This window comes from Sphingomonas panni (assembly GCF_022664435.1).
Lineage (GTDB): Bacteria > Pseudomonadota > Alphaproteobacteria > Sphingomonadales > Sphingomonadaceae > Sphingomonas > Sphingomonas panni.
Window position 1 is genome coordinate 60,286 of the sequence record NZ_JAKREU010000004.1, and the last position, 25,528, is coordinate 85,813.

Consider the following 25,528-nt stretch of genomic DNA (forward strand, 5'->3'; position numbering starts at 1 on the left):
GCGCGAACGACGCATGAGGGGATGATGGTGCAGTTGAAGGTTCGCGGCCGGATCAACCTGATCGGAGGGGTGGCGGCACTCGGGCTGGTGATACTGCTCGTCATCAGCCTGTTCCATCTGTCGTCGGTCATGCACCGCGACGTCGAACGCAGCACGCGACAGGCGGTGGAGACGGCGCGATCGGTCGTCGCCCATTATCATGACGAAGAGGTCGCCGGGCGCATGACCAGGGCCGAGGCGCAGCGCGCCGCGCTGAGCACGCTGAAGACGATGCGCTACGACGGCACCGAATATTTCTGGGTCAACGACCTGCATCCCACGATGCTGATGCATCCGACCAAGCCGGAAATGAACGGCACCGACCTGAACAACTATCGCGACGCGACCGGCCGGACTCATTTCGTCGAGATGGCGCAGATCGTGAAGGCGAAGGGCGCGGGCTTCCTCAGCTATCATTGGACCAGGCCGGGGCAGACGGAGGCGCAGCCGAAACTGTCCTATGTGGCCGGCTTCGCGCCATGGGGCTGGGTCATCGGGTCGGGCGTGTTCATCGACCGGATCAACAGCGCCATCTTCGACGCCGCGCTCTACCTCAGCGCGCTCGCGCTGGCGGTGATGCTGCTGGTCGCGTTCTGCGCCTATCGCATCGGTCGGTCGATCTCGCTTCCGGTCGAGGCGGTGGCCGGTCGGATGCGCGCGCTGGCAGCGGGCGACACCGCGTCGGCCATTCCCGGGCGCGACCGTCGCGACGAAATCGGCGAGATGGCGACCGCGCTCGAAACCTTCCGCGACGCAGCGATCGTCGCGACCGAGCGCGAGGCGGAGCAGCAGCGCGTGGTCGACACCGTGGGCGATGGCCTGGCCGAGGTGGCGCGCGGGCATCTGGACGTGCGGATCGGCGACCGGCTGACCGGATCGTTCCGCAAGCTGGGCAGCGATTTCGATTCGGCGATGGTGGCGCTGGGCGATGCGATGCGCGCGGTGGTCGCCTCGACCGGCGGGATCAGCAACGGCGCGGCCGACATCAGCAGCGCGTCCGACGACCTGTCGCGGCGCACCGAACAGCAGGCGGCGAGCCTCGAGGAAACGGCGGCGGCGCTCGACGAGATCACGGCGACGGTCCGCAGCACCGCGAGCGGCGCGGCACAGGCCAATACGACCATGGCGGCGACGCGCGGCGATGCCGAGGACGGCGTGCGGATCGTCCGCCAGGCGGTCGACGCGATGGGCGGGATCAAGCGCGCCTCGGACGAGATTTCCGACATCATCTCGGTCATCGACGGCATTGCGTTCCAGACCAACCTGCTGGCGCTGAATGCCGGCGTCGAGGCTGCACGGGCCGGGGATGCGGGCAAGGGGTTTGCCGTCGTCGCTTCCGAAGTCCGCGCGCTCGCCCAGCGCTCGGCCGATGCGGCGCGCGACGTGAAGGGCCGCATCCTCGCCAGCGGCAGCCAGGTCGAGATCGGCGTCACCCTGGTCGGGGAGACCGGCGACGCGCTGGAACGGATCGTCGGGCGGATCGGCGAGCTGGCCGAACTGGTCGCGCGGATCGCCAAGGGGGCCGACGAACAGTCGTCGGGCCTGCAACAGGTCAATATCGCGGTCGGCGAAATGGACGCGGTGACGCAGCAGAATGCGGCGATGGTCGAACAGAGCAACGCCGCCGCCCGCGGCCTGGCGGATCAGGCCGCCGCACTCGCCCATCATGTCGAACGCTTCCGTCTGTCGGCGGACTCGCGCAAATCGCTGCCCTATCGCGCGGCGGCGTGAGGGGCTTCCGCCGGAGCGACGATTTGCTCCGGCCGGCATCTGCGCTAGCACCGCGCCGATTTCGAACCGGAGCCTCCTTCATGCCAGCAACCCTCTACGGCATCCCCAACTGCGACACGATGAAGAAGGCCCGTACCTGGCTTGAGGCCAACGGCATCGCCTACAGCTTCCACGACTATAAGAAGGCCGGGATCGACCGCGCGACGCTGACCGGCTGGGTCGATGCGCTCGGCTGGGAAACGCTGCTGAACCGTAGCGGCACGACCTTTCGCAAGCTGCCCGATGCCGACAAGGCCGATCTGGACGCGGCAAAGGCTATCGATCTGATGCTGGCCCAGCCGTCGATGATCCGCCGCCCGGTGCTGGTCGGGGACGGCTGGATCGAAACCGGGTTCAAGCCTGATCTTTATGCGGACCGATTCGCCAAGGCGTAGCAACTGGGTTACCCATCCCCACCGGTATCATTGCGATGCCGTATCGAATCGGGATGGGGAGCAGCATGGCACCGACGTTCGTCCGAACCCCGCCGCCCTGGTTCCGTATCGTCGCCATCCTGTTCCTGCTGTGGGGCGTCGCCGGCGTCTTCGCCTTCTACAGCCAGGTCACCCTCGGCCCGGCGGCACTGGCCGCGATGGGGGAGGCCGACCGGCGTTTCCATGCCTCGCTGCCGCACTGGTTCGCCTGGGTCTATGGCATCGCCACCTGGAGCGGGTTGTTCGGCAGTATCGCGCTGTTGCTCGGGCGGCGCTGGGCAGGGGGGCTGTTCGCCGCGTCGCTGCTGGCGGTCGCGATCCAGTTCGGCTGGGTCTTCGCCGCGACCGATCTGGTCGCGCGAAAGGGCGCGGCGGCGACCGTGCCGTTCCCGCTGGTGATCTTCGCCATCGCCTTGTGGCAGCTGGCGGTGGCGCGGCAGGGGATCGCGCGCGGGTGGCTTCGCTGATCGGCGTCCGCTACAGCGCCTCCATGTCCACGACCTTCACCCTCGACACCGCCACCAGCCGCGCGACGCCCACTCCGGCGCCGATGAAGCGGCTGACCATCCCCGCGATCCGCGCCGCCAAGGGCAAGACCCCGCTGGTGATGCTCACCGCCTATACCGTGCGCATGGCGCAGCTGATGGACGCGCAGTGCGACATGCTGCTGGTCGGCGACAGCCTGGGGCAGGTGATCTACGGCCTCCCTTCGACCGTGCCGGTCACGCTCGACATGATGGCGGCGCATGGCGCGGCCGTGGTGCGCGGCTCCTATCATGCGCTGGTCGTCATCGACCTGCCGTTCGGCAGCTATGAGGCCAGCCCCCAGCAGGCCTTTGAAAGCGCGGCGATGCTGCTGAAGGCGACCGGCGCGGCCGCCGTGAAGCTGGAGGGCGGCACGGCGATGGCCGAAACCGTCGCCTTCCTGTCTGAACGGGGCATCCCGGTGATGGGCCATGTCGGCCTGACGCCGCAGGCAGTGAACCAGCTCGGCGGCTATGGCGCGCGCGGGCGAAGTGCGGCGGAGGCGGAAAAGATCGTCGCCGACGCGGTGGCGGTCGCGGAGGCGGGCGCCTTCTCGGTCGTGATCGAGGGCGTGGTCGAACCGATCGCGGTCGACATCACCCGCCGCATCGCCTGTCCGACCATCGGCATCGGCGCATCGGCCGAGTGCGACGGACAGGTGCTGGTGGCCGAGGACATGCTCGGCCTGTTCGAACGCACCCCGCGCTTCGTGAAGACCTATGGCGACTTGGCCGGACAGATCGCCACGTCGGTCGCGACCTATGCCGAAGAGGTGCGCGCGCGGACCTTCCCCGGCCCGGCGCAACTCTACGCGCCGAAGGATTGATCCTGATCCGTCTTCGTCATTACCGCGAAGGCGGGAATCCATAGCCGCAACGCCAGCGCATCCTGCCGAAACGTCGGCGTCTATGGATCCCCGCCTGCGCGGGGATGACGATCGTGAGAGCGTCGTTCATCCCCCGCACAGCCTCGCGCGCCCATGGTCCCGCCCCGGCACCGGCCCCACGACCAATCGCTTTCGTTTCGTCCGGCGCTCGGCTAAAGGAGCGCGCTTGATCTATCCCCTGGAGCTGTTCCCTTGGCGTTGACCCCGCAGAACAACGAAGCCTTCATCCGCGAAGTCGATGAAGAGCTGCGCCGTGAGCAGATGTCGAACATCGGCAAACGCTATGGCCTGTGGATCATCGTCGCGGTCCTCGTCGCGCTGGCGGCGTTCGGCGGCTGGACATGGTGGAACCATCACCAGAACACGCTGGCCGGGGAACAGGGCGAACAGCTCGCCACCGCGCTCGACGATATCCAGCAGGGCCGCGTCGCGCAGGCGACCGAGATCGTCGGCAAGCTGACCAGCTCGGACAAGGACGCGGTACGCGCGACCGCGCTGCTGACCCAGGCCGACATGCTGCTGTCGAAGAACGATACCAAGGGCGCGGCCGCCGCCTTCGGCAAGGTCGCCGCCGACGAAACGCTGGCCCAGCCGTTCCGCGACATGGCGCTCGTTCGTCAGACCGCCGTCGAATATGATTCGCTGCAGCCCCAGCAGGTCATCGACCGGCTGCGCGGGCTGGCGGACAAGGGCAGCCCGTGGCTCGGCAGCGCGGGCGAGATGGTCGCCGTCGCCTATCTCCGCCAGAACAAGCTGCAGCAGGCCGGACAGACCTTTGCCCTGATCGCGCGGACCGATGGCGTGCCGGAAAGCGTGCGCGCCCGTGCCGTGCAGATGGCCGGCTCGCTCGGCGTCGATGCCGCGCCCGCCGGCGCGACCGCCGCGCAATAACCCCTTTCGATACCGGAACCCCTTTCCCATGAAGACGCATCTGAAACTCTCGGCAGCGGTTGCGGCGTTGGCGCTGCTGGGCGGTTGCGGCGCCCTGAAGGGCAAGGGCCCGGCCCGCACGCCCGTCGTCGGACAGCGCGTGCCGATCCTCGCCTCGGAAAACCTCGCGGAAGTCGATCCGGCGCTCGCGAACCTGCAGGTCGTGCTGCCGCTCGCCGAAACCAATGCCGACTGGTCGCAGCCCGGCGGCAATGCGGCCAAGTCGATGGGCCATGTCGCGCTCGGCGACACGCTGACTCAGGCATGGAGCGCGCGGATCGAGGGGGGTAACACCCGCACCCGCCTTGCGGCCGCACCGGTGGTCGTCGGCGGCCGGCTGTACGTCATCGACGTGAACGGCATGGTCACCGCGATGGACGCCAGCAACGGCGCGACTGTGTGGACCGCGCAGACGGTGAAGGGCGAGGGCAATCCGCGCGCCCGCTTCGGCGGCGGCGTGTCGGTGGAGGGCAATCGCGCCTTCGCGACGGACGGACTGGGCGATGTCGTCGCGTTCGACACGGCGGACGGCAAGGAAGTGTGGCGCGCCAAGCCCGGCGGCCCCTTGCGCGGTGCGCCGTCGCTGTCGAACGGGCAGGTCTATGTCGTCAGCCAGGATAACCAGCTGTTCGCGCTCGACCAGAGCGACGGCAAGGTCGTGTGGACTCAGTCGGGCAGCATCGAGGCGCAGGGCGTATTCGGCGTCGCCGCGCCCGCTTCGGCGCAGGGAACGGTCGTCGCCGGCTTCTCGTCGGGCGAATTGAACGCCTATCGCTACGAAAACGGCCGTTCGGTGTGGGGCGACAGCCTGTCGCGTACCTCGGCCTCGACCTCGGTGTCGGCGCTGGCCGATATCGACGCCGAACCGGTGATCGACAATGGCCGCGTCTATGCGGTCGGGCAGGGCGGTCGCATGGTCGCGCTCGAACTCGTGTCGGGCCAGCGTCTGTGGGAACAGAATCTCGCCGGCATCTCGACGCCATGGGTCGCGGGCGAATGGATCTTCGTCGTGACCGACGACGCCCGCCTGCTGTGCATCTCGCGCGGCAGCGGCAAGCTGCGCTGGGTCCAGCAGCTGCCCGGCTTCCGCAACGTCAAGAAGCGCAAGAACCCGATCAGCTGGGTCGGCCCGATCCTCGCCGGCAACCGCCTGATCCTCGCCAATTCGGACGGACAGCTGGTATCGGCGTCGCCCGCCGATGGCAGCATCACCTCCACCCAGGAAACCCGGTCGAAGGCGGGCTACAACCTGTCGCCGGTCGTCGCCAACGGGATGCTGTACCTCCTCGACGACGCCGGGCAGCTGACCGCCTGGAAGTAGTCTTTACCATCGTCATCCCCGCGAAGGCGGGGATCCATAGACGCAGCGCTTCGGATAGAGGCGCTGCGTCGGCGTATATGGGTTCCCGCCTGCGCGGGAACGACGACCAGGGGTAAGCCCTCGACCCCCCGACCCCATTCCCCTACACTCGGCGGCAACCCCGCACCCCAGGAATCCCCATGCCCTTACCCGTCGTCGCCATCATCGGCCGTCCCAATGTCGGCAAGTCGACGCTCTTCAACCGCCTCGTCGGCAAGCGGCTGGCGCTGGTCGACGATCAGCCGGGCGTGACCCGCGACCGGCGGGAGGGGCAGGCGACGCTGCTCGGGCTCGACTTCACCATCGTCGACACGGCGGGGTTCGAGGATGAGGACGCCGCGACCCTGCCGGGGCGGATGCGGATGCAGACCCAGGCGGCGGTCGAGATGGCCGATGTCGCGCTGTTCATGATCGACGCGCGTGCCGGCATCACGCCGCTGGACGAGGAAATCGCCCGCTGGCTGCGCTCGGCCGATGGCACCGTCGTCCTCGTCGCCAACAAGGCGGAGGGCCGCGCGGGCGAGAACGGCGTGCTGGAATCGCTGGCGCTCGGGTTCGGCGATCCGGTGCAACTGTCGGCCGAACATGGCGAGGGCGTCGCCGACCTGTTCGAGGCGCTCCAGCCCTATATCGAACGCGACGAAGAGCCGGAGCCGGAGGAAGAGGGCGAATTCGACCCCGAAACCGCGGTGCTGAAGCTGGCGATCGTCGGCCGTCCGAACGCGGGCAAGTCGACGCTCATCAACCGCTTCCTCGGCGAAGACCGGCTCATCACCGGTCCCGAAGCCGGCATTACCCGCGATTCGATCGCGGTCGACTGGAACTGGACCGCGCCCGATGGCCGTGTCCGCCCGGTCCGGCTGATCGACACGGCGGGGATGCGCAAGAAGGCACGGGTGCAGGAAAAGCTTGAAAAGCTTTCCGTCGCCGACGCACTGCACGCGATCGACTTTGCCGAGGTCGTCGTGCTGCTGCTCGACGGCACCCGCGGCCTCGAGCTGCAGGACATCAAGATCGCCGACCGCGTGCTGCAAGAGGGCCGCGCGCTGGTGATCGCGCTCAACAAATGGGACATTGCCGAACACGCCTCCTCGCTGTTCAACGGCGTGAAGGGCGCGCTCGACGAAGGGCTGGCGCAGGCCAAGGGCGTGCCGCTGCTGACCGTCTCCGCCGCGACCGGCAAGGGGCTGGACGTGCTGATGCAGGCGGCCTTCGAAACGCGGGAGGCATGGGGCCGCCGCGTATCGACCGGACAGCTCAACCGCTGGTTCGACCGCGCGCTGGAAGCCAACCCGCCACCCGCGCCCGGCGGCAAGCGGATCAAGATGCGTTACATCACGCAGAACAAGACCCGCCCGCCCAGCTTCGTGCTGTTCGGCACCCGCGTCGACCAGCTACCCGAAAGCTACAAGCGGTATCTTATCAATGGCTTGCGCAAGGAATTCGGCTTCGGTGCCGTCCCGGTCCGGCTCAACCTGCGCGCGCCGAAGAACCCGTTCGATCACTCGAAGTGACCCGCATCGACGCTCGCGGGATGCGCTGCCCCTGGCCAGCCATCCGGCTGGCCCGGGCGCTGCGCGACGGGGCGGAGGTGGTGGAGATCGCGGCCGACGACCCGCGCGCTGCCGGCGAACTGGCCAGTGCGGCAACGGCGGTCGGCGCGCGGCTGGAGGTCGTGAGCGAGGGCGTGTTCCGGGTGGCGCGATGACGTTGCGATGACGGACAACGCCCCCTACCAACCGACGTCAGGCTTCCTGATCGACGTGCTGAATGAAACCGTGCCGCTATCCGGAAGCGAGTTTGCCGACCACAATCTGCAGCGCGTTATTGCCTTTCTGGCGGATGCGGAGGCGGTGAATCGGGATTGGGCGGCGTTCATCCTTGGCAATGCCGACCGGGATACCCCGATGATACGCGATGCGTTGCTAACGGCCGCGACGACGGATTGCTCGCCGCGCGTAAGAGCAGAGGCGTTGCGCGGTCTTGCCCAGATGGCACCGGCGCTGGCACTGCCCCATGTCCACCAAGCTCTGTCCGCCGACAATGTTCTAGTTAACGTCTTCGAAGCGGCGGAGATCATCGCTGATCCGTCGCTGGTCGATGCGCTGCGGCCATGGTCCGATCCGTCGGACGACCCGTATCTCGACGGACTGGTGGCGGCGGCTATTGCCGCTTGCGAACGCGGCAAGGCGGCATGACGCAAAACGTCATTCCAGCGAAGGCTGGAATCTCTCTGTGACAGCACGACAGCAGGGGCCGCTGGAGGCCCCTGCCTTTACTGGGGCCAGGCGCGCCTGATCAGATAAGGCAACCGTCTGTCAGGACTTTCCTACAACCGTCCAGACATGCCATGCTCCGTCCGGCTCTTTCGCATCGCTGAGACAACGCGTGCCGGACATGGCGCAAACCGCACGGTGCGCAAACCGTGCACGAGTGTGAACTTAGTGAACTTTGGAACGCGTCACGGCTTCGCTTCCCACGGTTTATCCCGCAAATTCAGATGGGTAATGCCACGAGCTTTCAACCGTGGTCCAAGAAAGCGGTAGAAGAACCAGTCCTTCGCGGCGAACGGCGTCGCATGGTACAAAATCCGCTCGCCGAGCGTCCAGCGCACCCGCCGCCGGTCCGACCTGCGCGGCGAGGGTTTTGCCCAGAAAGCAAAGGGATAGACGACGCGGCCGAGCTTCGCGACCCGCTGCATGATTTCGTGGTCGAGCAGCACATAGGGCCAGAGCCTTTCGGAGAAGCCGCCCGCCTCGACCAGCGCGGATGTTCGAAACGCCTGTCCATAGCCGCCGGTATGTGTCTGTTTCGACAGCAATTTCGTGACGACGCCTGAATAGATCGCCCGCCTGAGCGTCTGCCCCGACGCATCGACGCCCAGCGCCATCACCGCGACGGTACGCGCATCGGCATCGAACGCCCGCTCCGCCTCCGCCAGATAATGCGGCGGGTAGTAGGTATCGGCATCACCGAAAGCGCAGAACTCGGTGGTCAGCTCGTCCATCGCGGTTTCCAGCGCGTGGATCTTGCCTGGCCGTGCCTCCGACAGGTGCACGACCTCGACGCCGGGCGCAGCAAAGGCGCGGGCGATCGCGTCCGATCCGTCGGTCGAACCATTGTCGACCAGCACCAGCCGGAACGGCACCGTCTGCGCCGCCAGCGCCGCCAGCGTAGCGGGCAGGAAATCGGCCTCGTTGTAATAGGCGATGACGAAGGTCCAGCGGGTCATGCGGCCAGCTCCATCAAGCGGCGACAGGCGGCTTCCGACGATCGCGGACCGTGCGTCGCCACCGCATGGACACGCGCCGCCGCGCCCATCGCCGCGACCGCCGCCGGATCGGCGAGCAGCGCGGCGACCTTGTCGCGATAATCGTTATCCTTGACCAGCAACCCGCAATCGCGCGGGATCACGTCCGGCCCGATCCGGTCGTCGAACGCGATGACCGGCAGCCCGCACGCCATCGCTTCGGGAATCGCGCGCGGGAAATAGTCGCGCCGCCCGGCGTGAAAGAACAGCCGCGACTGCGCCAGCACCGCCGGAACCTCCGCGTTCGGCACATGGCCCAGCCACGCGACCTGCGGGAAACGGCGGCGCAGCTCGTCGCCCTGCGGACCGTCGCCGATCACCGCGACCCGGTGGGTTTCCCCCAGCGCCGCGATCTCGTCGAACTTCTTGTACGGCGTCAGCCGGCTGGTCGCGATAAGGTCGAACCGTTTCTCCGTCGGCAACGGCGCGAAGCGGTCGGTGTCGATCGTCTTGGGCAGCCGCTGCATCCGCGTTTCGGGTATCGCGCGCCGCCAGAACCGCCAGCCCGGCTGCGTCAGCTTCGCCTCCTGCACCGCCGATTCGGGGAACAGGAAGGCGGCATGCGGCACGATCCGGCTCCACCAGTCGCCACCGATGATGACCGCGAAGCGCCGCCTGTCGGGCCGCAGCACCCGGTCGAACAGGTCGAACCCCGCGCCGCCATTGCTGCCGATCAGCACGAACAGGTCTGCCGGATCGATCCGCGCGGCGGCGATCATGGCGTCGCTCTTCTGCTTGCGCGTTTTCGCCGCCGGATTGGACGGCGCGAACAGGCGGATGGGGTAGGGGGCGATGCCGCTCAGGTCGGACAGGGTGTCCAGCGGCTCGCGCGCCAGCCCCCAAAGCTCGGTCTCGACTCCCAGTTCGGTCAGGATGCCGGGCATCCGCCGGTCGCGATTGTCCCAGCGCAGCCACTCGCGCACGTCGGCGATACCGTGATGGGTGGGGTAGGTCAGGACGAAGACGATCCGCATCGCCCGCCCGGCTACCAGCGCGCGCGCGCTTGCGCCACCCGATTGTCGAGGTGCCCGACTGCCGCTAAGGCGCTGGCGATGAACTGGTCGGATGACGGCGCGCGGGTGAGCTGCGTGATGGTGACCGCGAACCGTGCCGGCCTGGCGCGGCGGGCGGTCGACTGTTTCCTGGCGCAACGCTGGGCAAATCGCGAACTGGTCGTCGTCGATGACGGCGATCAGGATTACACCCCGCTCTTCGCCGACATTCCCGCCGACCGGCTGATCTATGATCGGGTCGCCAAGACGCCGGAAACGACGCTGGGGCGTTTACGCAACCGCACGCTCGACCTCGCGCGGGGTAGCATCGTGGCGCAATGGGACGATGACGACTGGTATCATCCCGACCGGCTGGTGCGACAGGTGGCGGTGCTGGACGGCGACAAGGATGCCTGCGTCCTGCGCGGAACGCTGATGCACCTCGATGCGCCCGAATGGTTCGACCATCCCTATGTCGGCACGCTGGAGCCGGGCGTGCCGGGCAGCATCGTCCACCGTGCCGACCCAAGTGCGCGCTACCCCGAAAAGCGCCGCGGCGAGGATACCGATTTCCTCGGTCACTGGCCGCCGGAGCGGATCGGCGTGCTGGACGCGCCGGGCCTGTTCGTCCGCGCGTTCCACGGAGCCAACACCTGGGAGCGGACCCATTTCGAACGGCGGGTGCGCAATACGCCGCTTGCCGCGATCGAATATGCCGTGCGCCGGTTCCTGCCGGGCGGGGTGTGGGGTCATTCGCGCTTCCGCCTCGACCCTGAAACCCGTGCCGCCTTCGTGGCCTTCGTTGCCGATTCCCGCTCGGCCGGGGTGTTCGCGTGACCCTCTCCGACCGTGCGCAGCGGCTGCACGACTGGTCGCAGACCCCCGCCGCGGCGCGTCTCGGCAAGGTCTTTCGCGCGCTGTTCTTCGTCGGCGTGCTGTTGTGGCTGGTGCTGAAGGTGCGCGCGATCGGGTGGAGCAACGTCGCCGCCGCGCTCCCGCGCACGCCGTGGTTCTACATCCTGTTCGTCGTGATGTTCCTGGCGCTGCCGGTGTCGGAGGTCTGGATCTTCCGCCTGCTGCTCGGCCGCCCGCTACCCGGCAGCCTGCCCGTCTTCGTCCGCAAGCGCGTCTTCAATTCGGCGTTCGTCGGCTATTCGGGTGAGGTCTATCTGTTCGTCTGGGCGCGCCAGCGGCTGGGCATTGCGTCCAAGACGTTGCTGCTGGCGATCAAGGACAATGCGATCCTCTCCGCGCTGGCATCGGCGGCGATCACCTCGATCCTGCTGGTCGTCTTCATGGGGACCGGCCGCGCGAAATGGATCGCCGACTGGCTGCATTCGGCGGGCGGGATGCTGCTCGCCGGACTGCTGGTCGCAGCGTTCCTGACCCCGCTGCTGCTCCGCCTGCGCAAGCAGATATTGTCGGTCAGCTGGCGGGTCGCGGGTGCCGTGCTGGGCATCCATATCGCGCGCATCCTGATCGTGGTGCTGCTGCAGGCGACGCAATGGGCGGTGGTGCTGCCGGCCGAGCCCTGGAGCGTGTGGGTCACGTTCCTGACGGTACAGATGGTCATCAGCCGCCTGCCGATCGTGCCCAATCGCGACCTGCTGTTCCTGTCGGCCGCGCTGGAGATGAGCCATATCGTCGATGGCCCGCGCGCGGCGATGGCCGGGCTGCTGCTGGCCGGCGGGGCGCTGACCCAGGGGTCGAACCTGCTATTCTTCCTGCTGACCAGCTTCCAGCGGCGACGCGGCACCTTGCCCGTCGCCGAGGTCGATCCCGCCTTCGAAGCGGAAGTCGCCACGCCGGCGGTGCCGCCGGCGGGCGAATAGCGCGTCAGGCCGGGGCGGATGCCCGCTGGCAGATGAAGCTCGACAGTTCCTGCCGCAGCGGCAGGCCGCTGGTCGGGCGCAGCGGACCGTCATGCGCGACATGGGTTTCGACATGCGCGCGGGTGTCGGCTACGCCGACGACGTGGAACAGGTTGCGCTCGCAATCCAGTTCGGTGCGGGCATAGACATAGCGGTCGCCGCGCTGCTGGCGCAGGATCGCGATAATCGTGCCGGCGGCGGTCTTGCGCTGGCGCAGCACCTCATAGCGCGATTGCGGATCGGACGGGGTCGGGATCTCGACGCCCTCCAGCGGATAGCGCTCGATGCCGTTGCCGGCCACCTCGGTCTCGACCAGGTGGCGCAGGTCGACAGTGTTGCTCGTCGCCTCGGGCACGGGAGCGGCGGAATTGCCGCAGGCAGCCAGCAGCGCACCGCCCAACAGGGCGACAGTCGATCGGATCATACGCAAAACCCTTGTTCCTCGAGAGATACGGTCTCAGGAAATGTTGCTACGCAGCAATGTACGGATCGGCAGGCCTAGCGCGAGCGCAGGGCCGCCACGGCCGTCATGAACGCAAAGGCGCTCATGGCAAGAACGACACCGCCGACATCCTCCCACCCGATCGCCATCAGGCGGTCGAGCCGGTCGGAATGCGGAAACATCGCGCGGAAGGTTTCATGGAATATCGTCATGGCGCGTTGCAACATAATCACTGAAAGCATCATGAAAACAGCCAATCGGACGGATCGGTCCGAGGACATGATATGTTACAGGAGGGCAAGCCGGGCGTGCCGTTCGGGCAATGGAAGCGGCTTGCGCGGCGCTGGCTACCGCCATACACCTGCATTCCGTTTATCGATAATGGGTGGGGTTCCATGTTTCGTACCGTCGCTGCCATATTGCTCGCCTCCACTGCGCTCGCCGGGACGGCCCAGGCGCAGGCGCCCGCTCGCACCGCCCCGCCGGTGAAGGCCGCACCGCTGTCGGCGCTCGTCGCGCCGGTGAACATTCCGTACGAAAAGTTCACGCTGCCCAACGGCCTGACCGTCATCACCCATACCGACCGCAAGGCGCCGATCGTCGCGGTGTCGGTATGGTATGACGTCGGGTCGAAGCATGAGCCGGAGGGGAAGACCGGGTTCGCGCATCTGTTCGAGCATCTGATGTTCAACGGGTCGGAAAATGCGCCGGGCGACTTCTTCGATCCGCTGCGCTCGATCGGCGCGACCGACCTGAACGGCACAACCAGCTACGACCGCACCAATTATTTCGAAACCGTGCCGAAGGCGGCGCTCGACCGCGCGCTGTTCCTCGAATCCGACCGCATGGGCTATTTGCTCGGCGCGGTGACGCAGGGCGTGCTGGATGAACAGCGCGGCGTGGTGCAGAATGAAAAGCGGCAGGGCGACAACCAGCCCTATGGCCTCGTCCGCTACAAGATGACCGAGGGCATCTTCCCGGTCGGGCACCCCTATCGCCATTCGGTGATCGGCTCGATGGCCGATCTCGACGCCGCCAGCCTTGAGGACGTGAAGAACTGGTTCCGCGGCCATTACGGCCCGAACAATGCGGTGCTGGTGCTGGCCGGCGACATCGATGCCCGCGAAGCGCGCCCGCTGGTCGAGAAATATTTCGGCAAGATCGCGCGCGGGCCGGAATCGGTCCTGCCGAAGATCGAGGTGCCGACCCTCGCCGCGCCGGTGCGTGAGGTGATGAAGGACAATGTCGCCGCGACGATGATCATGAAGGTCTGGCCGGTGCCGGGCCTGAACGATCCCGATTCGCCCGCACTCGACGTGGCGATGAGCGCGTTCGGCGGCCTCGCCTCGTCGCGGCTCGACAATGAACTGGTCAAGAAGGACAAGCTGGCGGTGCAGGTGTCGGCCGGCGTCCAGTCGCTGGCACAGGCCGGCATGGTGATCGTCCGCGCGATCGTCCGGCCGGGCGTCGATGAAAAGCTGGTCGAGGCGAAGCTGGACCAGATGATCGCCGATTATATCCGTACCGGTCCCACCGCCGAAGAAGTGTCGCGCGTCGCCACGACGCAGGTGTCCGGCACCATCGGCGGCCTCGAATCGGTCGGCGGCTTCGGCGGCAAGGCGGTGACGCTGGCGTCGGGCGAGCTGTATTCGAACGATCCGGGCTTCTACAAGAAGGAGCTGAACGCACTGGCGACGATGACGCCGGAGCGCGCCCGTGCCGCCGCGCAGAAGTGGATGTCGCGCCCGGCCTATACGCTGATCGTCGAGAAGGGCGAGCGCGAGGGCTATGAGGAGGCCAAGGCCGTTGCCGCCGCTCCCGCCACGCCGGCCGCGCCCGAAACGCCGTTCAAGGGCACGCGCGGCGCGATGCCGGGTGTCGCCGACACCGGCACCACGCTGCAATTCCCGAAGGTCACGCGCAGCCGCCTGTCGAACGGCATGGAACTGGTCTATGCCCAGCGGACCGCCGTGCCGGTGACGCAGGTGTCGATGGTGTTCGACGCCGGCACCGCCGCCGATGTCACGGGCAAGCTCGGCACCGCCGGCATGACGCTGTCGCTGATCGACGAAGGCACCACCACCCGTGATTCGATCGCGATGGCCGAGGCCAAGGAAAAGCTCGGCATGCAGATGAGCGGCGGCAATTCCGCCGATCAGACCACGATCGGCTTCGAAGCACCCAGCGCCAATCTGAACAGTGCGACAATGCTGTTCGCCGACGTGCTGCGCAACCCGGCGTTCGACGCGGCCGAACTGGAGCGGGTGCGCGGGCAGGTACTGGCGCAGATCGGGCAGCAGCGTACCAACCCGCAGGGACTGGCCGACATGACGCTGCCGCCGCTGCTCTATGGCACCGACAGCCCCTATGCGAAGCTGGCGGCGGGCGTGGGCGATCCGGCGGCGGTCATGGCGATGAAGCGCGAGGACCTGGTCGCGTGGCGCAACGCATGGCTGCGTCCGGACAAGGCGAAGGTGTTCGTCGTGTCCGACCGTCCGCTGGCCGAAGTGCAAGCGGCGCTCAACGCCTCGCTCGGCAACTGGCAGGCGACCGGCGCGGCCGGCACCAAGAGCTTCCCGGCACAGCGCGCCACCACCACGCCGAAGATCGTGCTGGTCGACCGGCCCAATTCGCCGCAGTCGCTGATCGTCGCCGGACAGATGACGCCGGTACAGGCGAAGTCGGACACGCTGGCGGCGACCACCGCCAACACCGTGCTCGGCTCGGGCTTCCTCAGCCGCATCAACATGGACCTGCGCGAGGCGAAGCACTGGTCCTATGGCGCGCGTGGCGGGTTCCAGCTGATGCAGAACGCCGTCCCCTATGTCATCAACGCGCCGGTACAGGCCGACAAGACCGGCCCGGCGATCGCGTCGCTGCGTGAACAGATCAACGGCTTCCTGGGGCCGAACGGCGTGACGCCGGTCGAATTCCGCCGCTCGATCGATGGTGAGACGCGGCAGCTGGCCGGGACCTATGAAACGTCGGGCGCGGTGCTGGCCGCCATGCGGAACAACGACTTCCTCGGCCGTCCGGATGATTACCAGGCGACCCTGCCGCAAAAATATCGTGCGCTGACCACGGCGCAGCTTGACGCTGCGGCACGGGCGGCAATCGACCCCAATCGCTTCGTCTATGTGGTGGTCGGCGACGCCAAGGTCGTGCGTCCGCAGCTTGACGGGCTGGGCTTGCCGGTGGAGGTGGTGTCGGCAACGCCGGCAACCGCCCCCACCCCGGCGAAGTAAGGAGAGCGAACATGGCGAATGTCGATGGCAGCTGGAACACGATCACCAAATCGCCGATGGGCGACCAGCAGGCGACCCTGAACGTCAAGAGTGAGGGCACGACCTTCACCGGAACCTATTCCGGCGCGATGGGATCGACCGAGATCACCGACGGCAAGGTCGATGGCGACAAGCTGTCGTGGAAGGTCGCGATCGTCGTGCCGATGCCGATGACGCTCGACTGCGAAGCGACCGTCGACGGCGACACCATCTCCGGCACGGTCGGGGCGGGTGCGTTCGGCAGCTTCCCGATGGCGGGCAACCGCGTCGGCTGAACTGTCCTGACGTAAGGGAGACGGCCCGTCCGCAGGCGATGCGGGCGGGCCGTTTCGTTTAAATCGTATCCCCGCGCAGGCGGGGATCCAGGGTAACGGAGCGCAACGCTCTCGGCTCTGGACCCCCGCCTGCGCGGGGGTACGGGGTCTGCTAGTCTGGCTGAACCCTCACCAACATCGTCACCCCGGGCTTGACCCGGGGTCCCGCTTCTTCCCGCCGCCAGAAGAAGTGGGACCCCGGATCAAGTCCGGGGTGATGGGCGGCGGAAGGGCGGGGCGCTACTCCGCCGCCTCCGCCTCGATCTCCGGCAAGCCGGCCGTGCGCGGCGTCTCCCCCGGTTCGGGGGCATAGCCGGTCAGCAGGCGCGCGCCCCGGCCATAGGTGAACCACGACCACGCCCAGTGGACATAGACCGACATCCGGCTGCGGAAATCGACCAGAAGCATCAGGTGGACCAGCGACCACGCCAGCCACGCGATAAGTCCCTTGAGCTTCAGTCCGGCAATCTCCGCCACCGCCCGCGACCGGCCGATGACCGCCATCGTGCCATAATCGCGATACTGGAACCGCTCCGGTGCCGATCGTCCTGCGACCCGCGCGGCGATCACCCTGCCGACGAACTTGCCCTGCTGCTTGGCGACCGGGGCGAGGCCGGGCAGGGGGCCATCCCCGCCGTCGAAGCTCGCCACATCGCCGATCGCGAAGATGGTCGGATGACCCGGTACCGAACAATCGGCCGCGACCTCCACCGCGCCGTTCTTCGCCGCATCGGCCGCCAACCACTGCGCCGCCGGCCGGGCTTGCGTCCCGGCCGCCCATAGCACCGCGGCGGCATCGATCCGCTGGTCGCCGACCGTTAGCCCGTGCGCGTCGATGGCGCGCACCGCCTCCCCGGTCCGCACTTCGACGCCCAGCGACTCCAGCATCCTGCGCGCCGCCTGCGACAGCGGCGGGTCGAACGCAGTCAAGATGCGATCCCCCATCTCGCACAGCAGCACCCGCGCACGCCGTGGATCGATCGATGCGAAGTCGCGCGCCAGCGTGGTGCGGGCGAGTTCGGCGATCGTCCCGGCCAGTTCGACGCCGGTCGGTCCACCACCGACCACCGCAAAGGTCAGCAATCGGCGCAATTCGTCCGGGTCGTCGCATTGTTCCGCGCGCTCGAACGTGCCCAGCAACGCGGCGCGGATCGTCAGCGCATCGTCGATCGATTTCAGGACATAGGCATGGTCGCGCCACTGGTCGTTGCCGAAGAAGCTGTACGCAGCGCCGGTCGCCAGGATCAGGTAATCGAACGGCAACCGGCGCCCGTCGGCAAGGCAGAGTTCGCGCGCATCGGCATCGACCCCGCTCGCCTCTGCCATCAGAATCCGCGTGTTCCTGTTGCGCCGCAGCAGCGCCCGGTTGGCCGTGGCGATGTCGGCCGGGGACAGCGCGGCCCCGGCGACCTGATACAGCAGCGGCTGGAACAGATGATGGTTGGTGCGGTCGATCAGCACGATCTCGGCATCCGCCTTGCGCAGTGCCTGCGCCGCGGCGATGCCGCCAAAGCCTGATCCGACGATGATGATCCGCGGTCGCATACGCCGTTCATCCTCCGATTCGCGGGTGGTGTCGTCTTTCCTAACCGTTCGCACCGCCAATCGTTGCGTTCGCTCTGCCCCGCCTTCGCGCCGCCCTTGCCACATTCCCACCACGGTCCGGGCGGCCCCGCCACGGTTCGTTCATCCAACCGACAGATACCGTTGCCGGAAGGCAACAGTATCCAATTTCGTGACATCCATGTTGCAATGCGATGCAACACTTTGCGCGGTTTCGGGTTCAGAGGGGCCACGGATAAACCGGCGCGCGTTCGACGCCGGGACCGTAAACGCTGATGAGGTTTTGTATGCGTAAGCTTTTCACCGTCGCCGCCGCCGCGGTCGCGTTCGTCGCAGCCCCGGCTTTCGCGCAGGACATGTCGACCACGTCGCAGGACACGACCACGACCGAACCCGCCCCTGCCGTGACCGCACCCGACGGCACCAGCGGCATCGGCTTCGAACCCTATGTCGCGATCATGGGCGGCTGGGAGCAGTTCGATTCGGAGCGCACCGATGCCGGCATCCCGCTGGTCCCGCGCAACGACAAGCTGAACGGCGCCCTGGTTGAAGGCATCGTCGGTTTCAACGTGCCGCTGGGCCCCGTGTTCGTCGGTGCCGAAGGCAGCGTCTCGAAGGGCGTGTCGGGCGACATCGATTGGGATTACGGCGCAGCCGGCCGTTTCGGCGTCCGCGCGGGTGACTCGGGCCTGATCTACGGCAAGGTCGGCTATCGCTGGGTCAATTTCGACCGGTTCGGCAACGACAGCCGCGACTATCACGAAATGACCTATGGCGCCGGTTTCGAAGTCGGCCCGAAGGACATCGGCCTGGGCGGCATCACCGGCAACTCGGGCGTTCGCCTGCGCGGTGAAGTGTCGACCTTCGGTTCGGCCCACAGCTTCCGCCCGATGCTGGGTCTGACGACCCACTTCTAAGCATCGTGCCAGTTTCGGGCGGGTCCGGCGTATCGGGACCCGCCCCCGTAAATGCGTAGCGCGAAAGGCTCCGGACGGGTTCGTCCGGGGCCTTTTGTTTTGGGCGGTTGCGTGGCTTGGCTGGAACGGGAACTGGCCGCGACGGGAAAGGCATCGCTCTACGCCCTTGCCCGGACCGGCAACGCCGACGTCGTTCGCTTCGTTTGGGTGCCGAGCTTCCATCCTGCGATCAAGGTGCGGATCGAGGGGCTGGCATCGGCCGCACCCCGACTGATCGCAGAGCAGGGGACGGAAGGCGGCGGACACGGATCGGCCGGCGTGGGTGCGAAGGTAGACCGGCGGCTGACACGGGACGAGGTGACGGCGATCCGCCCGTTGCTGGACGCAAGGGCATTGTTCGCTCCGCAACCGCATGGTGCCGTCGCCATGCTGGATGGTGCGCAGTGGCTGGTCGAACGTGCCGTCGGCCGATGCTACACGGTGGGGATCGAACACAGCCCGGAAAGGGGTGGCATCCATGCTGCCGGAGAAGCGCTGGTGCGGCTTACGGGCTGGAATGTCGACCTATACTGAACAGGCCGCCGGGCGCTAACCCGACGGCCTGTTCTCCGTAGGACCGCTGTGCGGCGGTTATTCCTCGACCGTTACCCGCCCGTTGCGGACGATCATGCCGCGCTCGGCCATTTCCTTGCGGAAATCATGCTTGGCGTCGGCGATCTCGCGGCGATATTCCGCCCAGGCATCCTCGCGGCTGGCGGCATCGTCGGCGCGGGCGAGGTCCTTGCGCAGCTCGCGCTTCGCCTCCGAAATGTCGGTCTTGTAATCCAGATAATAGGGATTGTAGTCTGAATAGACCGGGACCGTGCGGCGGTCCTTGGCCAGCGAAGGCGTCGCGATGACCGCAGTGGCGGCGGCGGCGATCAACAAAGTCGTGCGGTTCATGGGGGTTCTCCCTTTGCCTGAACTTGCCGGGACATAACCCGCATCTGTCGATGGCGGTTCCTTCATCTGGGGTTCACCTCGGCAGCGGTGCTTGCGGACTGTCGTCCTGCTTCCGATATAGTTGCCATGGCAGGACGGGTGAAGCGCAAGGCAGGGCTGGCAGCGGCGGAGGCTCTGGCGGCCCGTACGGAGGTACCGCTCGCCTGCGCATTATGCGACCGGCCGATCGGCACGCAGGTCGAATGGCACCACCGCGTGCCCAAGAGCGAGGGCGGGCGGGAAACGGTGCCGGTCCACCCGATCTGCCACCGCACCATTCATGCCAGCGCGACCAACGCCGAACTCGCCGGCCCGCTGGCCGACCTCGACACGCTGCGCGCGGTCCCGGCGGTGGCGAAGTTCGTGAAATGGGTGGCGGACAAACCCGCCGACTTCCGCGTGCCGGTGCGACGCGGACGCTGACGTGCCCCATGCGTCACCCCGGGCTTGACCCGGGGTCCCGCTTCTTCTCCACGGCCGGGAGGTAGCCGGGTCCGGTATACGGAGAGGCGTTTCCCGCTGTCCTACACGACCGACCTTCGCCATCGTGCTGCCGGGACGTCACGCCCCATGCTCTTTGAACGGTTCGAACGCAGCACGCGCGATGAGCGTGGCGAGTGTGAACTTAGTGAACTTTGGACCGCCGGCAGGGGTGCAGCGCATCGTGTCGAGCAGTGTTTCCGGTGTCGACGGGGCACTGTGCCCCCAAGGATCGCACGCGTTGGGCAACAGCGCGCAAGTGTGAACTTAGTGAACTTTGGGCGGCCGGCATGGGCAAAGCCCATGCCGTCGGACGGCGCTTTGGGCGCCGCCGGCCGCCCGCGCCTTGTCCGGCTCGGGGTAGCTTACGCTACCCCTTGCCCGGCGCGGCTCATTCCGCCGCAACGCCCCCGAACATATCGCCCATGCCGGTCGCTTCCTCGTTCGCCGGGGCGGCGACCTTGGCCTTCTGACGCTTGTCGAAGCCGTCCCAGACCTCGTTCCAGTTGCCGCGGGTCGCCGCCTTCGAATACTCCGTCGCGCGCTGTTCGAAGAAGTTGGCGTGCTCCACGCCGTTCAGCAGCGGGGCGAGCCATGGCAGGGGGTGTTCATCGATCAGGTAGATCGGCTTCATCCCCAACTGCCCCAGCCGCCAGTCGGCGATGTAGCGGATATATTTCTTGATCTCCTTCGCGGTCATGCCGTGGACCGGCCCCATTTCGAAGGCGAGATCGATGAAATTATCCTCCAGCCGCACCGTCGTCTGGCACATGTCGGCAATGTCGTCGCGCACGGCGCGCGTCATGCAGTCGCGTTCCTTGCAGAAGGCGTGGAACAGCTTGATGATGCCTTCGCAGTGCAGGCTCTCGTCGCGGACCGACCACGACACGATCTGCCCCATGCCCTTCATCTTGTTGAAGCGCGGGAAGTTCATCAGCATCGCGAACGACGCGAACAGCTGAAGCCCTTCAGTGAACCCGCCGAACATCGCCAGCGTCTTGGCAATGTCCTCGTCGGTATCGACGCCGAAATTCTGCAGATAGTCGTGCTTGTCCTTCATCTCGCTATATTCGAGGAAGGCGCCATATTCGCTCTCGGGCATCCCGATGGTGTCGAGCAGGTGGCTGTACGCCGCGATATGTACCGTCTCCATGTTGGAGAAGGCGGCGAGCATCATCTTGATCTCGGTCGGCTTGAAGATGCGACCATATTTCTCGTGGTAGCAGTCCTGCACCTCGACGTCGGCCTGGGTGAAGAAGCGGAAGATCTGCGTCAGCAGGTTGCGCTCATGCGGGGTCAGCTTCTGCGCCCAGTCGCGGCAATCCTCACCCAACGGCACCTCTTCGGGCATCCAGTGGATCTGCTGCTGGCGCTTCCAGAAATCGAACGCCCAGGGGTATTCGAACGGCTTGTACTGCTTGCGGGCTTCGGTGAGCGACATGGGGTTACTCCGGGGAAACTTGAGAAGGCTTGAAAACTTGCGGTGCTCCCGCGCAGGCGGGAGCCTAGGGTTGCGAACGTCGTCGCTTGTGGCTCTGGACCCCCGCCTTCGCGGGGGTACGGTCGGACCGGTTCATGGCGTGCTGTTCCACGACCATTGCGCGATCCCGAAGATCGTCAGGATGATCCCCAGCGCCATCGCCATGACGCCGACCATGCCGTGCGCATAGCGGCTCTGCGGCGTGGCGCGCGACCGGAGCCGCAGCAGCAGCCACAGGCCGGCCACGCCCGACACCAGAGCGACCGACAACATGATGACGACGTTCGCGGTCATGCGACCAACTGCCGGGACGTGCGTTTCACCGCCGCCCCCAACGGAGAAGAACCATGGCCGATCTGAGCAACATCCAGGAACATGCCGAAGTCATCGGCGCCGATGGCGTCCATGTCGGTACCGTCGACCGCGTCGAAGGCGACCGCATCAAGCTGACCAAGAAGGACAGCGGTGCGCAGGTCGAAGGAGCCGAAAGCAGCCATCAAGGGCATCACCATTATATCGACGGCGGCCTCGTCGCCGAGGTCGAGGGCAACACCGTCCGCCTGTCGGCCAACGCCGATGTCGCGGTGACGTTCGAAACCGAAGAGGATGGCAGCGCCATCTGATCGATCGCGGTCGTCGCGACGGGGAAGGGGGCTTCTGGCCCCCTTTTTCGTGGCCCGTTCCGCCATGGCAGTCACGCCGTCAGACAGGATCGCTACGCGACCCTGCTGCCCGCCGTGACCTGTCCGCCCGTTGCTTGCGCAACGGGCGGCGGTCCGCTCACTGACAGGCCAGGCACTCATCATAGTCCGTGCTCTCGCCCAGATCGAACTTGGCCAGTTCCGACGTATTGTCCGCCTCGACCCCACCGGCGAACCCGGCGCGCTGCACCGACTTCGACCGCAGGTAATAGAGCGATTTGATGCCCAGCTCCCACGCGCGATAGTGGAGCATCAGCAGGTCCCACTTCTCGACATCGGCCGGAATGAACAGGTTCAGCGACTGCGCCTGATCGATGAACGGCGCACGGTCGCCGGCCAGTTCGAGCAGCCAGCGCTGGTCGATCTCGAAGCTGGTCTTGTAAGTGTCCTTCTCTTCCTGGGTCAGGAAATCGAGATGCTGCACCGATCCGCCGCGCTCGAGGATCGAATTCCATACCGCATCGCTGTTCTTCGACTTCGCGATCAGCAGCTTTTCGAGATACGGGTTCTTGACCGACCACGAGCCGCTGAGCGTCTTGTGGGTATAGATGTTCGCCGGGATCGGTTCGATGCAGGCGCTGGTGCCGCCGCAGATGATGCTGATCGACGCGGTCGGCGCGATCGCCATCTTGCAGCTGAACCGCTCCATCACGCCCATGTCGGCCGCGTCGGGGCAGGGGCCGCGCTCGTTGGCGAGGTGCATCGACGCCTCGTTCACCTGCGCATTGACGTGGCGGAAGATCTTGAGGTTCCATGCCTTCGCCATCGCGCCCTCGAACGGCAGCCCGCGCGCCTGCAGGAACGAGTGGAAGCCCATGACGCCCAGGCCGACCGACCGCTCGCGGCTCGCCGAATAGCGGGCGCGGGCCATTTCGTCCGGCGCACGCTCGATATAGTCGGTCAGCACGTTGTCGAGGAAGCGCATCACGTCCTCGATGAACCGCTTGTCGCCGTTCCATTCGTCCCAGGTTTCGAGGTTCAGCGACGACAGGCAGCACACGGCGGTGCGGTCCTTGCCGAGGTGATCGGTACCGGTCGGCAGCGTGATCTCGCTGCACAGGTTCGACGTCGATACCTTCAGGCCCAGGTCGCGATGATGCTTGGGCATCGTGTTGTTCACATGGTCGCTGAACACGATGTATGGCTCGCCGGTCGCCAGGCGGGTCTCGACCAGCTTCTGGAACAGCGAGCGCGCGTCGACCTTGCCGCGCACCGACCCGTCCTTGGGGCTCTTCAGCTCCCATTCGGCGCCGTCGCGCACCGCTTCCATGAACGCGTCGGGGATCAGCACGCCATGGTGCAGGTTCAGCGCCTTGCGGTTGAAGTCGCCGCTGGGCTTGCGGATTTCGAGGAACTCCTCGATCTCCGGGTGGCTGATGTCGAGATAGCAGGCCGCCGACCCGCGGCGCAGCGAGCCCTGCGAAATGGCCAGCGTCAGCGAATCCATGACGCGGACGAACGGGATGATGCCGCTGGTCTTGCCGTTCAGGCCGACCGGCTCGCCGATGCCGCGCACGCTGCCCCAATAGGTGCCGATGCCGCCGCCGCGCGACGCCAGCCACACATTCTCGTTCCACGTCTCGACAATGCCTTCCAGGCTGTCGGGGACCGAGTTGAGATAGCAGCTGATCGGCAGGCCGCGCCCGGTGCCGCCGTTCGACAGGACCGGCGTCGCGGGCATGAACCACAGCTTCGAGATATAGTCGTACAGCCGCTGCGCATGGGCGGCGTCGTCGGCATAGGCCGACGCCACGCGGACGAACAGGTCCTGATAGGATTCGCCGGGAAGGAGATAGCGGTCCTTCAGCGTATCCTTGCCGAAATCGGTCAGCAGCGCGTCGCGCGAATGGTCGACCTCGACCGCGTGCAGCAGCGCATCGACCGTGCGGCTGGTACGCTCCGGGGCCGGGGTGGCGGGGGCCGGATCGGCGAATTGCAGCTCGTTCATCTGGGCGTCCTGACTATCCTGAAAGGTCATCGTCCCGTTCCTCATGTGTTCTGTCACGGGGCAATGCCCCGGTTGATTTCGTCCTGTCCGCCAGCCTGTTCTACCGGATTTGGTATCCGGGAGCGTCCGGCCGGGGAAAGCGGGTCGCATACTAATTGTGGGGCGTTACCCGCGTCTGGCGCTACTAATTGTAGCAAACGGACCGACGCGCAAGTCGCTAAATCCGTCATGCGATTGCCCGAAGGGGCTGGTGCGCGACCGGATCGGGCGCGACGCGGCGGGAAAGGCCGGGTTCGAGAAATGCAAGCGAACATTCGCCGAACGTAGAAAAATTTGGAGCGTGGCAATCCCCCCGCCGGGCGGAACCGATTCAGCTTCGATGCGTGTCCCGCGCGTCGCTCCGGCACCGCGCCGCCACTCGCGTCTGCCATGCAAGCACCAGCGGCACGACGATCAGTTCGATGCACAGGCCCACGACATGCCCGGTCGACGGCACTCCGACCGAAGACAGCGAAAACAGTCGCGCGAATCCGCCGAAGATGACCATCATCCCCAGCAGGCGGAACCGGCCGCCCTTGTGCTCGATCCTCGGGATGCAGCTGGCAAACGCGATGCCCATGGCGAGGAACAAGCCGGAGAGATAGCGGAAATGGCTGTCCATGTCGGTGGCCGGTGCCGGTTGCAGCCACGCCGCGCCCAGCAGGATGCCGGTCAGCGATGCGCCGAACGGCACGATGCAGACCAGCGCGACCACTGCCTGCAACAGGGTACGTTCGCGCCGGGGCGTCACCCGCGTTCGCGCTCGAGGAGTTCGGAGCGCACGCGGATGGCGTGGACCGACAGCCGGACCTCGAACAGGAACCAGACCAGCCCGCCGATCAGCAGCACCATCGACAGCACGAAGCTGATCGCGACCGCCTTGCCGAGTCCCAGGTCGAGCAACTCGGCGATGAACAGCATCGCGACGACGGTGCAGTTGGCGACCGCCGACAATACGACCAGGAACACCGCATTGTTGATGATGCGGATGCGCCGGTCGAGCAGGCGCAGTTCGAAGACGTGGCGCGCATGTTCGGGACCGGTCGAACTGGGATGCAATCTTTCGAGGTCACGGGCGCGGTCGACGATCCGGGCGAGCCGACCGACCATCACGTTCAGGATCGCACCGATCCCGGCCAGCAGGAAGACCGGGGCGATGGCGGTCTGGATCGTCTTGGCGACGGTCGACAGGACAGGTTCGAATTCCACGCGGCAGATATGCCGTGCGTACCCGATGGGAGCAAGGCCACGGGCCGGGTCGG

The 25,528-nt window shown here is 66.7% G+C and carries 28 protein-coding genes; 17 read left to right on the plus strand and 11 right to left on the minus strand.

The features are described from left to right. Window positions 1-21 precede the first annotated feature (21 nt). The 9 genes from MF609_RS09435 (at window position 22) to MF609_RS09475 (ending at window position 8,142) form a co-directional block, all read left to right on the plus strand. Window positions 22-1,770: a methyl-accepting chemotaxis protein gene (locus tag MF609_RS09435; RefSeq protein WP_242416066.1), complete on the plus strand. Its 1,749-nt coding sequence runs from the start codon at window positions 22-24 to the stop codon at window positions 1,768-1,770. A gap of 80 nt (window positions 1,771-1,850) precedes the next feature. Then, window positions 1,851-2,204: an ArsC family reductase gene (locus MF609_RS09440; RefSeq protein WP_242416067.1), complete on the plus strand. Its 354-nt coding sequence runs from the start codon at window positions 1,851-1,853 to the stop codon at window positions 2,202-2,204. Between the two features lie 65 nt (window positions 2,205-2,269). Continuing rightward, complete coding sequence (locus MF609_RS09445; RefSeq protein WP_242416068.1) at window positions 2,270-2,710, plus strand: hypothetical protein; 441 nt, start codon at window positions 2,270-2,272, stop codon at window positions 2,708-2,710. A 23-nt stretch (window positions 2,711-2,733) separates the two neighbouring features. After that, window positions 2,734-3,594, plus strand: coding sequence for a 3-methyl-2-oxobutanoate hydroxymethyltransferase (panB, locus tag MF609_RS09450; RefSeq protein WP_242416312.1), 861 nt, complete (start codon window positions 2,734-2,736; stop codon window positions 3,592-3,594). A gap of 252 nt (window positions 3,595-3,846) precedes the next feature. Next, window positions 3,847-4,545: a tetratricopeptide repeat protein gene (locus MF609_RS09455; protein WP_242416069.1), complete on the plus strand. Its 699-nt coding sequence runs from the start codon at window positions 3,847-3,849 to the stop codon at window positions 4,543-4,545. Between the two features lie 28 nt (window positions 4,546-4,573). Further along, window positions 4,574-5,905, plus strand: a complete 1,332-nt coding sequence (locus MF609_RS09460; RefSeq protein WP_242416070.1) for an outer membrane protein assembly factor BamB family protein — start codon at window positions 4,574-4,576, stop codon at window positions 5,903-5,905. A 179-nt stretch (window positions 5,906-6,084) separates the two neighbouring features. Beyond that, entirely contained in the window at window positions 6,085-7,458 is a 1,374-nt protein-coding gene (der, locus tag MF609_RS09465) for a ribosome biogenesis GTPase Der (RefSeq protein WP_242416071.1), read from the plus strand. Then, window positions 7,455-7,652, plus strand: coding sequence for a sulfurtransferase TusA family protein (locus MF609_RS09470; RefSeq protein ID WP_288413033.1), 198 nt, complete (start codon window positions 7,455-7,457; stop codon window positions 7,650-7,652). The genes der and MF609_RS09470 overlap by 4 nt, the downstream gene beginning before the upstream one ends. A gap of 7 nt (window positions 7,653-7,659) precedes the next feature. After that, on the plus strand, window positions 7,660-8,142 hold the full coding sequence (locus MF609_RS09475; RefSeq protein ID WP_242416073.1) for a HEAT repeat domain-containing protein: 483 nt from the start codon (window positions 7,660-7,662) through the stop codon (window positions 8,140-8,142). A gap of 263 nt (window positions 8,143-8,405) precedes the next feature. Here MF609_RS09475 and MF609_RS09480 read toward each other — a convergent pair whose 3' ends face one another. Further along, the gene (locus MF609_RS09480; RefSeq protein WP_242416074.1) at window positions 8,406-9,176 is read right to left on the minus strand and encodes a glycosyltransferase family 2 protein; all 771 of its coding nucleotides are present in this window, start codon (window positions 9,174-9,176) and stop codon (window positions 8,406-8,408) included. Beyond that, window positions 9,173-10,228: a glycosyltransferase gene (locus MF609_RS09485; protein WP_242416075.1), complete on the minus strand. Its 1,056-nt coding sequence runs from the start codon at window positions 10,226-10,228 to the stop codon at window positions 9,173-9,175. Before MF609_RS09485 ends, MF609_RS09480 begins: the two co-directional genes overlap by 4 nt. A gap of 78 nt (window positions 10,229-10,306) precedes the next feature. Between MF609_RS09485 and MF609_RS09490 the strand changes: the two genes are divergently transcribed. Then, complete coding sequence (locus tag MF609_RS09490) at window positions 10,307-11,083, plus strand: glycosyltransferase family A protein (protein WP_242416076.1); 777 nt, start codon at window positions 10,307-10,309, stop codon at window positions 11,081-11,083. Further along, entirely contained in the window at window positions 11,080-12,078 is a 999-nt protein-coding gene (locus MF609_RS09495; RefSeq protein ID WP_242416077.1) for a hypothetical protein, read from the plus strand. The genes MF609_RS09490 and MF609_RS09495 overlap by 4 nt, the downstream gene beginning before the upstream one ends. 4 nt (window positions 12,079-12,082) lie before the next feature. Here the strand turns inward: MF609_RS09495 and MF609_RS09500 are convergent, their stop codons facing one another. Continuing rightward, entirely contained in the window at window positions 12,083-12,541 is a 459-nt protein-coding gene (locus tag MF609_RS09500; protein WP_242416078.1) for a hypothetical protein, read from the minus strand. A 74-nt stretch (window positions 12,542-12,615) separates the two neighbouring features. Next, complete coding sequence (locus MF609_RS09505) at window positions 12,616-12,804, minus strand: hypothetical protein (protein WP_242416079.1); 189 nt, start codon at window positions 12,802-12,804, stop codon at window positions 12,616-12,618. A 150-nt stretch (window positions 12,805-12,954) separates the two neighbouring features. On the opposite strand from MF609_RS09505, the gene MF609_RS09510 reads away from it, so the two are divergent. Both MF609_RS09510 and MF609_RS09515 read left to right on the plus strand, forming a co-directional pair. Next, complete coding sequence (locus tag MF609_RS09510) at window positions 12,955-15,804, plus strand: M16 family metallopeptidase (protein ID WP_242416080.1); 2,850 nt, start codon at window positions 12,955-12,957, stop codon at window positions 15,802-15,804. Between the two features lie 11 nt (window positions 15,805-15,815). Continuing rightward, entirely contained in the window at window positions 15,816-16,118 is a 303-nt protein-coding gene (locus tag MF609_RS09515; RefSeq protein WP_242416081.1) for a hypothetical protein, read from the plus strand. Window positions 16,119-16,397: 279 nt separating this feature from the next. On the opposite strand, the gene MF609_RS09520 is transcribed toward MF609_RS09515, so the two are convergent. Beyond that, window positions 16,398-17,702: an NAD(P)/FAD-dependent oxidoreductase gene (locus MF609_RS09520; RefSeq protein WP_242416082.1), complete on the minus strand. Its 1,305-nt coding sequence runs from the start codon at window positions 17,700-17,702 to the stop codon at window positions 16,398-16,400. 305 nt (window positions 17,703-18,007) lie between these two features. Between MF609_RS09520 and MF609_RS09525 the strand changes: the two genes are divergently transcribed. Next, on the plus strand, window positions 18,008-18,637 hold the full coding sequence (locus MF609_RS09525; RefSeq protein ID WP_242416083.1) for an outer membrane protein: 630 nt from the start codon (window positions 18,008-18,010) through the stop codon (window positions 18,635-18,637). Window positions 18,638-18,748: 111 nt separating this feature from the next. Next, complete coding sequence (locus MF609_RS09530; RefSeq protein WP_242416084.1) at window positions 18,749-19,210, plus strand: hypothetical protein; 462 nt, start codon at window positions 18,749-18,751, stop codon at window positions 19,208-19,210. A 57-nt stretch (window positions 19,211-19,267) separates the two neighbouring features. Here the strand turns inward: MF609_RS09530 and MF609_RS09535 are convergent, their stop codons facing one another. Next, window positions 19,268-19,579 carry a hypothetical protein gene (locus MF609_RS09535; protein WP_242416085.1) on the minus strand — a complete coding sequence of 104 codons (312 nt, stop codon included), beginning with the start codon at window positions 19,577-19,579 and terminating at the stop codon, window positions 19,268-19,270. Window positions 19,580-19,705: 126 nt separating this feature from the next. Between MF609_RS09535 and MF609_RS09540 the strand changes: the two genes are divergently transcribed. Then, on the plus strand, window positions 19,706-20,041 hold the full coding sequence (locus tag MF609_RS09540) for an HNH endonuclease family protein (protein ID WP_242416086.1): 336 nt from the start codon (window positions 19,706-19,708) through the stop codon (window positions 20,039-20,041). A 448-nt stretch (window positions 20,042-20,489) separates the two neighbouring features. Here MF609_RS09540 and MF609_RS09545 read toward each other — a convergent pair whose 3' ends face one another. Further along, window positions 20,490-21,539 carry a ribonucleotide-diphosphate reductase subunit beta gene (locus MF609_RS09545; RefSeq protein WP_066689483.1) on the minus strand — a complete coding sequence of 350 codons (1,050 nt, stop codon included), beginning with the start codon at window positions 21,537-21,539 and terminating at the stop codon, window positions 20,490-20,492. Window positions 21,540-21,671: 132 nt separating this feature from the next. Continuing rightward, a complete protein-coding gene (locus tag MF609_RS09550) occupies window positions 21,672-21,872 on the minus strand; it encodes a hypothetical protein (RefSeq protein ID WP_242416087.1) in 201 nt (66 codons plus the stop codon). A gap of 53 nt (window positions 21,873-21,925) precedes the next feature. On the opposite strand from MF609_RS09550, the gene MF609_RS09555 reads away from it, so the two are divergent. After that, window positions 21,926-22,201: a DUF2171 domain-containing protein gene (locus MF609_RS09555; protein WP_242416088.1), complete on the plus strand. Its 276-nt coding sequence runs from the start codon at window positions 21,926-21,928 to the stop codon at window positions 22,199-22,201. A 157-nt stretch (window positions 22,202-22,358) separates the two neighbouring features. On the opposite strand, the gene MF609_RS09560 is transcribed toward MF609_RS09555, so the two are convergent. The 3 genes from MF609_RS09560 to MF609_RS09570 all read right to left on the minus strand — a co-directional run bounded on the left by MF609_RS09560 (window position 22,359) and on the right by MF609_RS09570 (window position 25,475). Continuing rightward, window positions 22,359-24,257, minus strand: coding sequence for a ribonucleoside-diphosphate reductase subunit alpha (locus MF609_RS09560; RefSeq protein ID WP_242416089.1), 1,899 nt, complete (start codon window positions 24,255-24,257; stop codon window positions 22,359-22,361). Window positions 24,258-24,597: 340 nt separating this feature from the next. Then, entirely contained in the window at window positions 24,598-25,017 is a 420-nt protein-coding gene (locus MF609_RS09565; protein ID WP_242416090.1) for a DUF4345 domain-containing protein, read from the minus strand. Further along, complete coding sequence (locus tag MF609_RS09570) at window positions 25,014-25,475, minus strand: DUF2721 domain-containing protein (protein ID WP_242416091.1); 462 nt, start codon at window positions 25,473-25,475, stop codon at window positions 25,014-25,016. Before MF609_RS09570 ends, MF609_RS09565 begins: the two co-directional genes overlap by 4 nt. Window positions 25,476-25,528 lie beyond the last annotated feature (53 nt).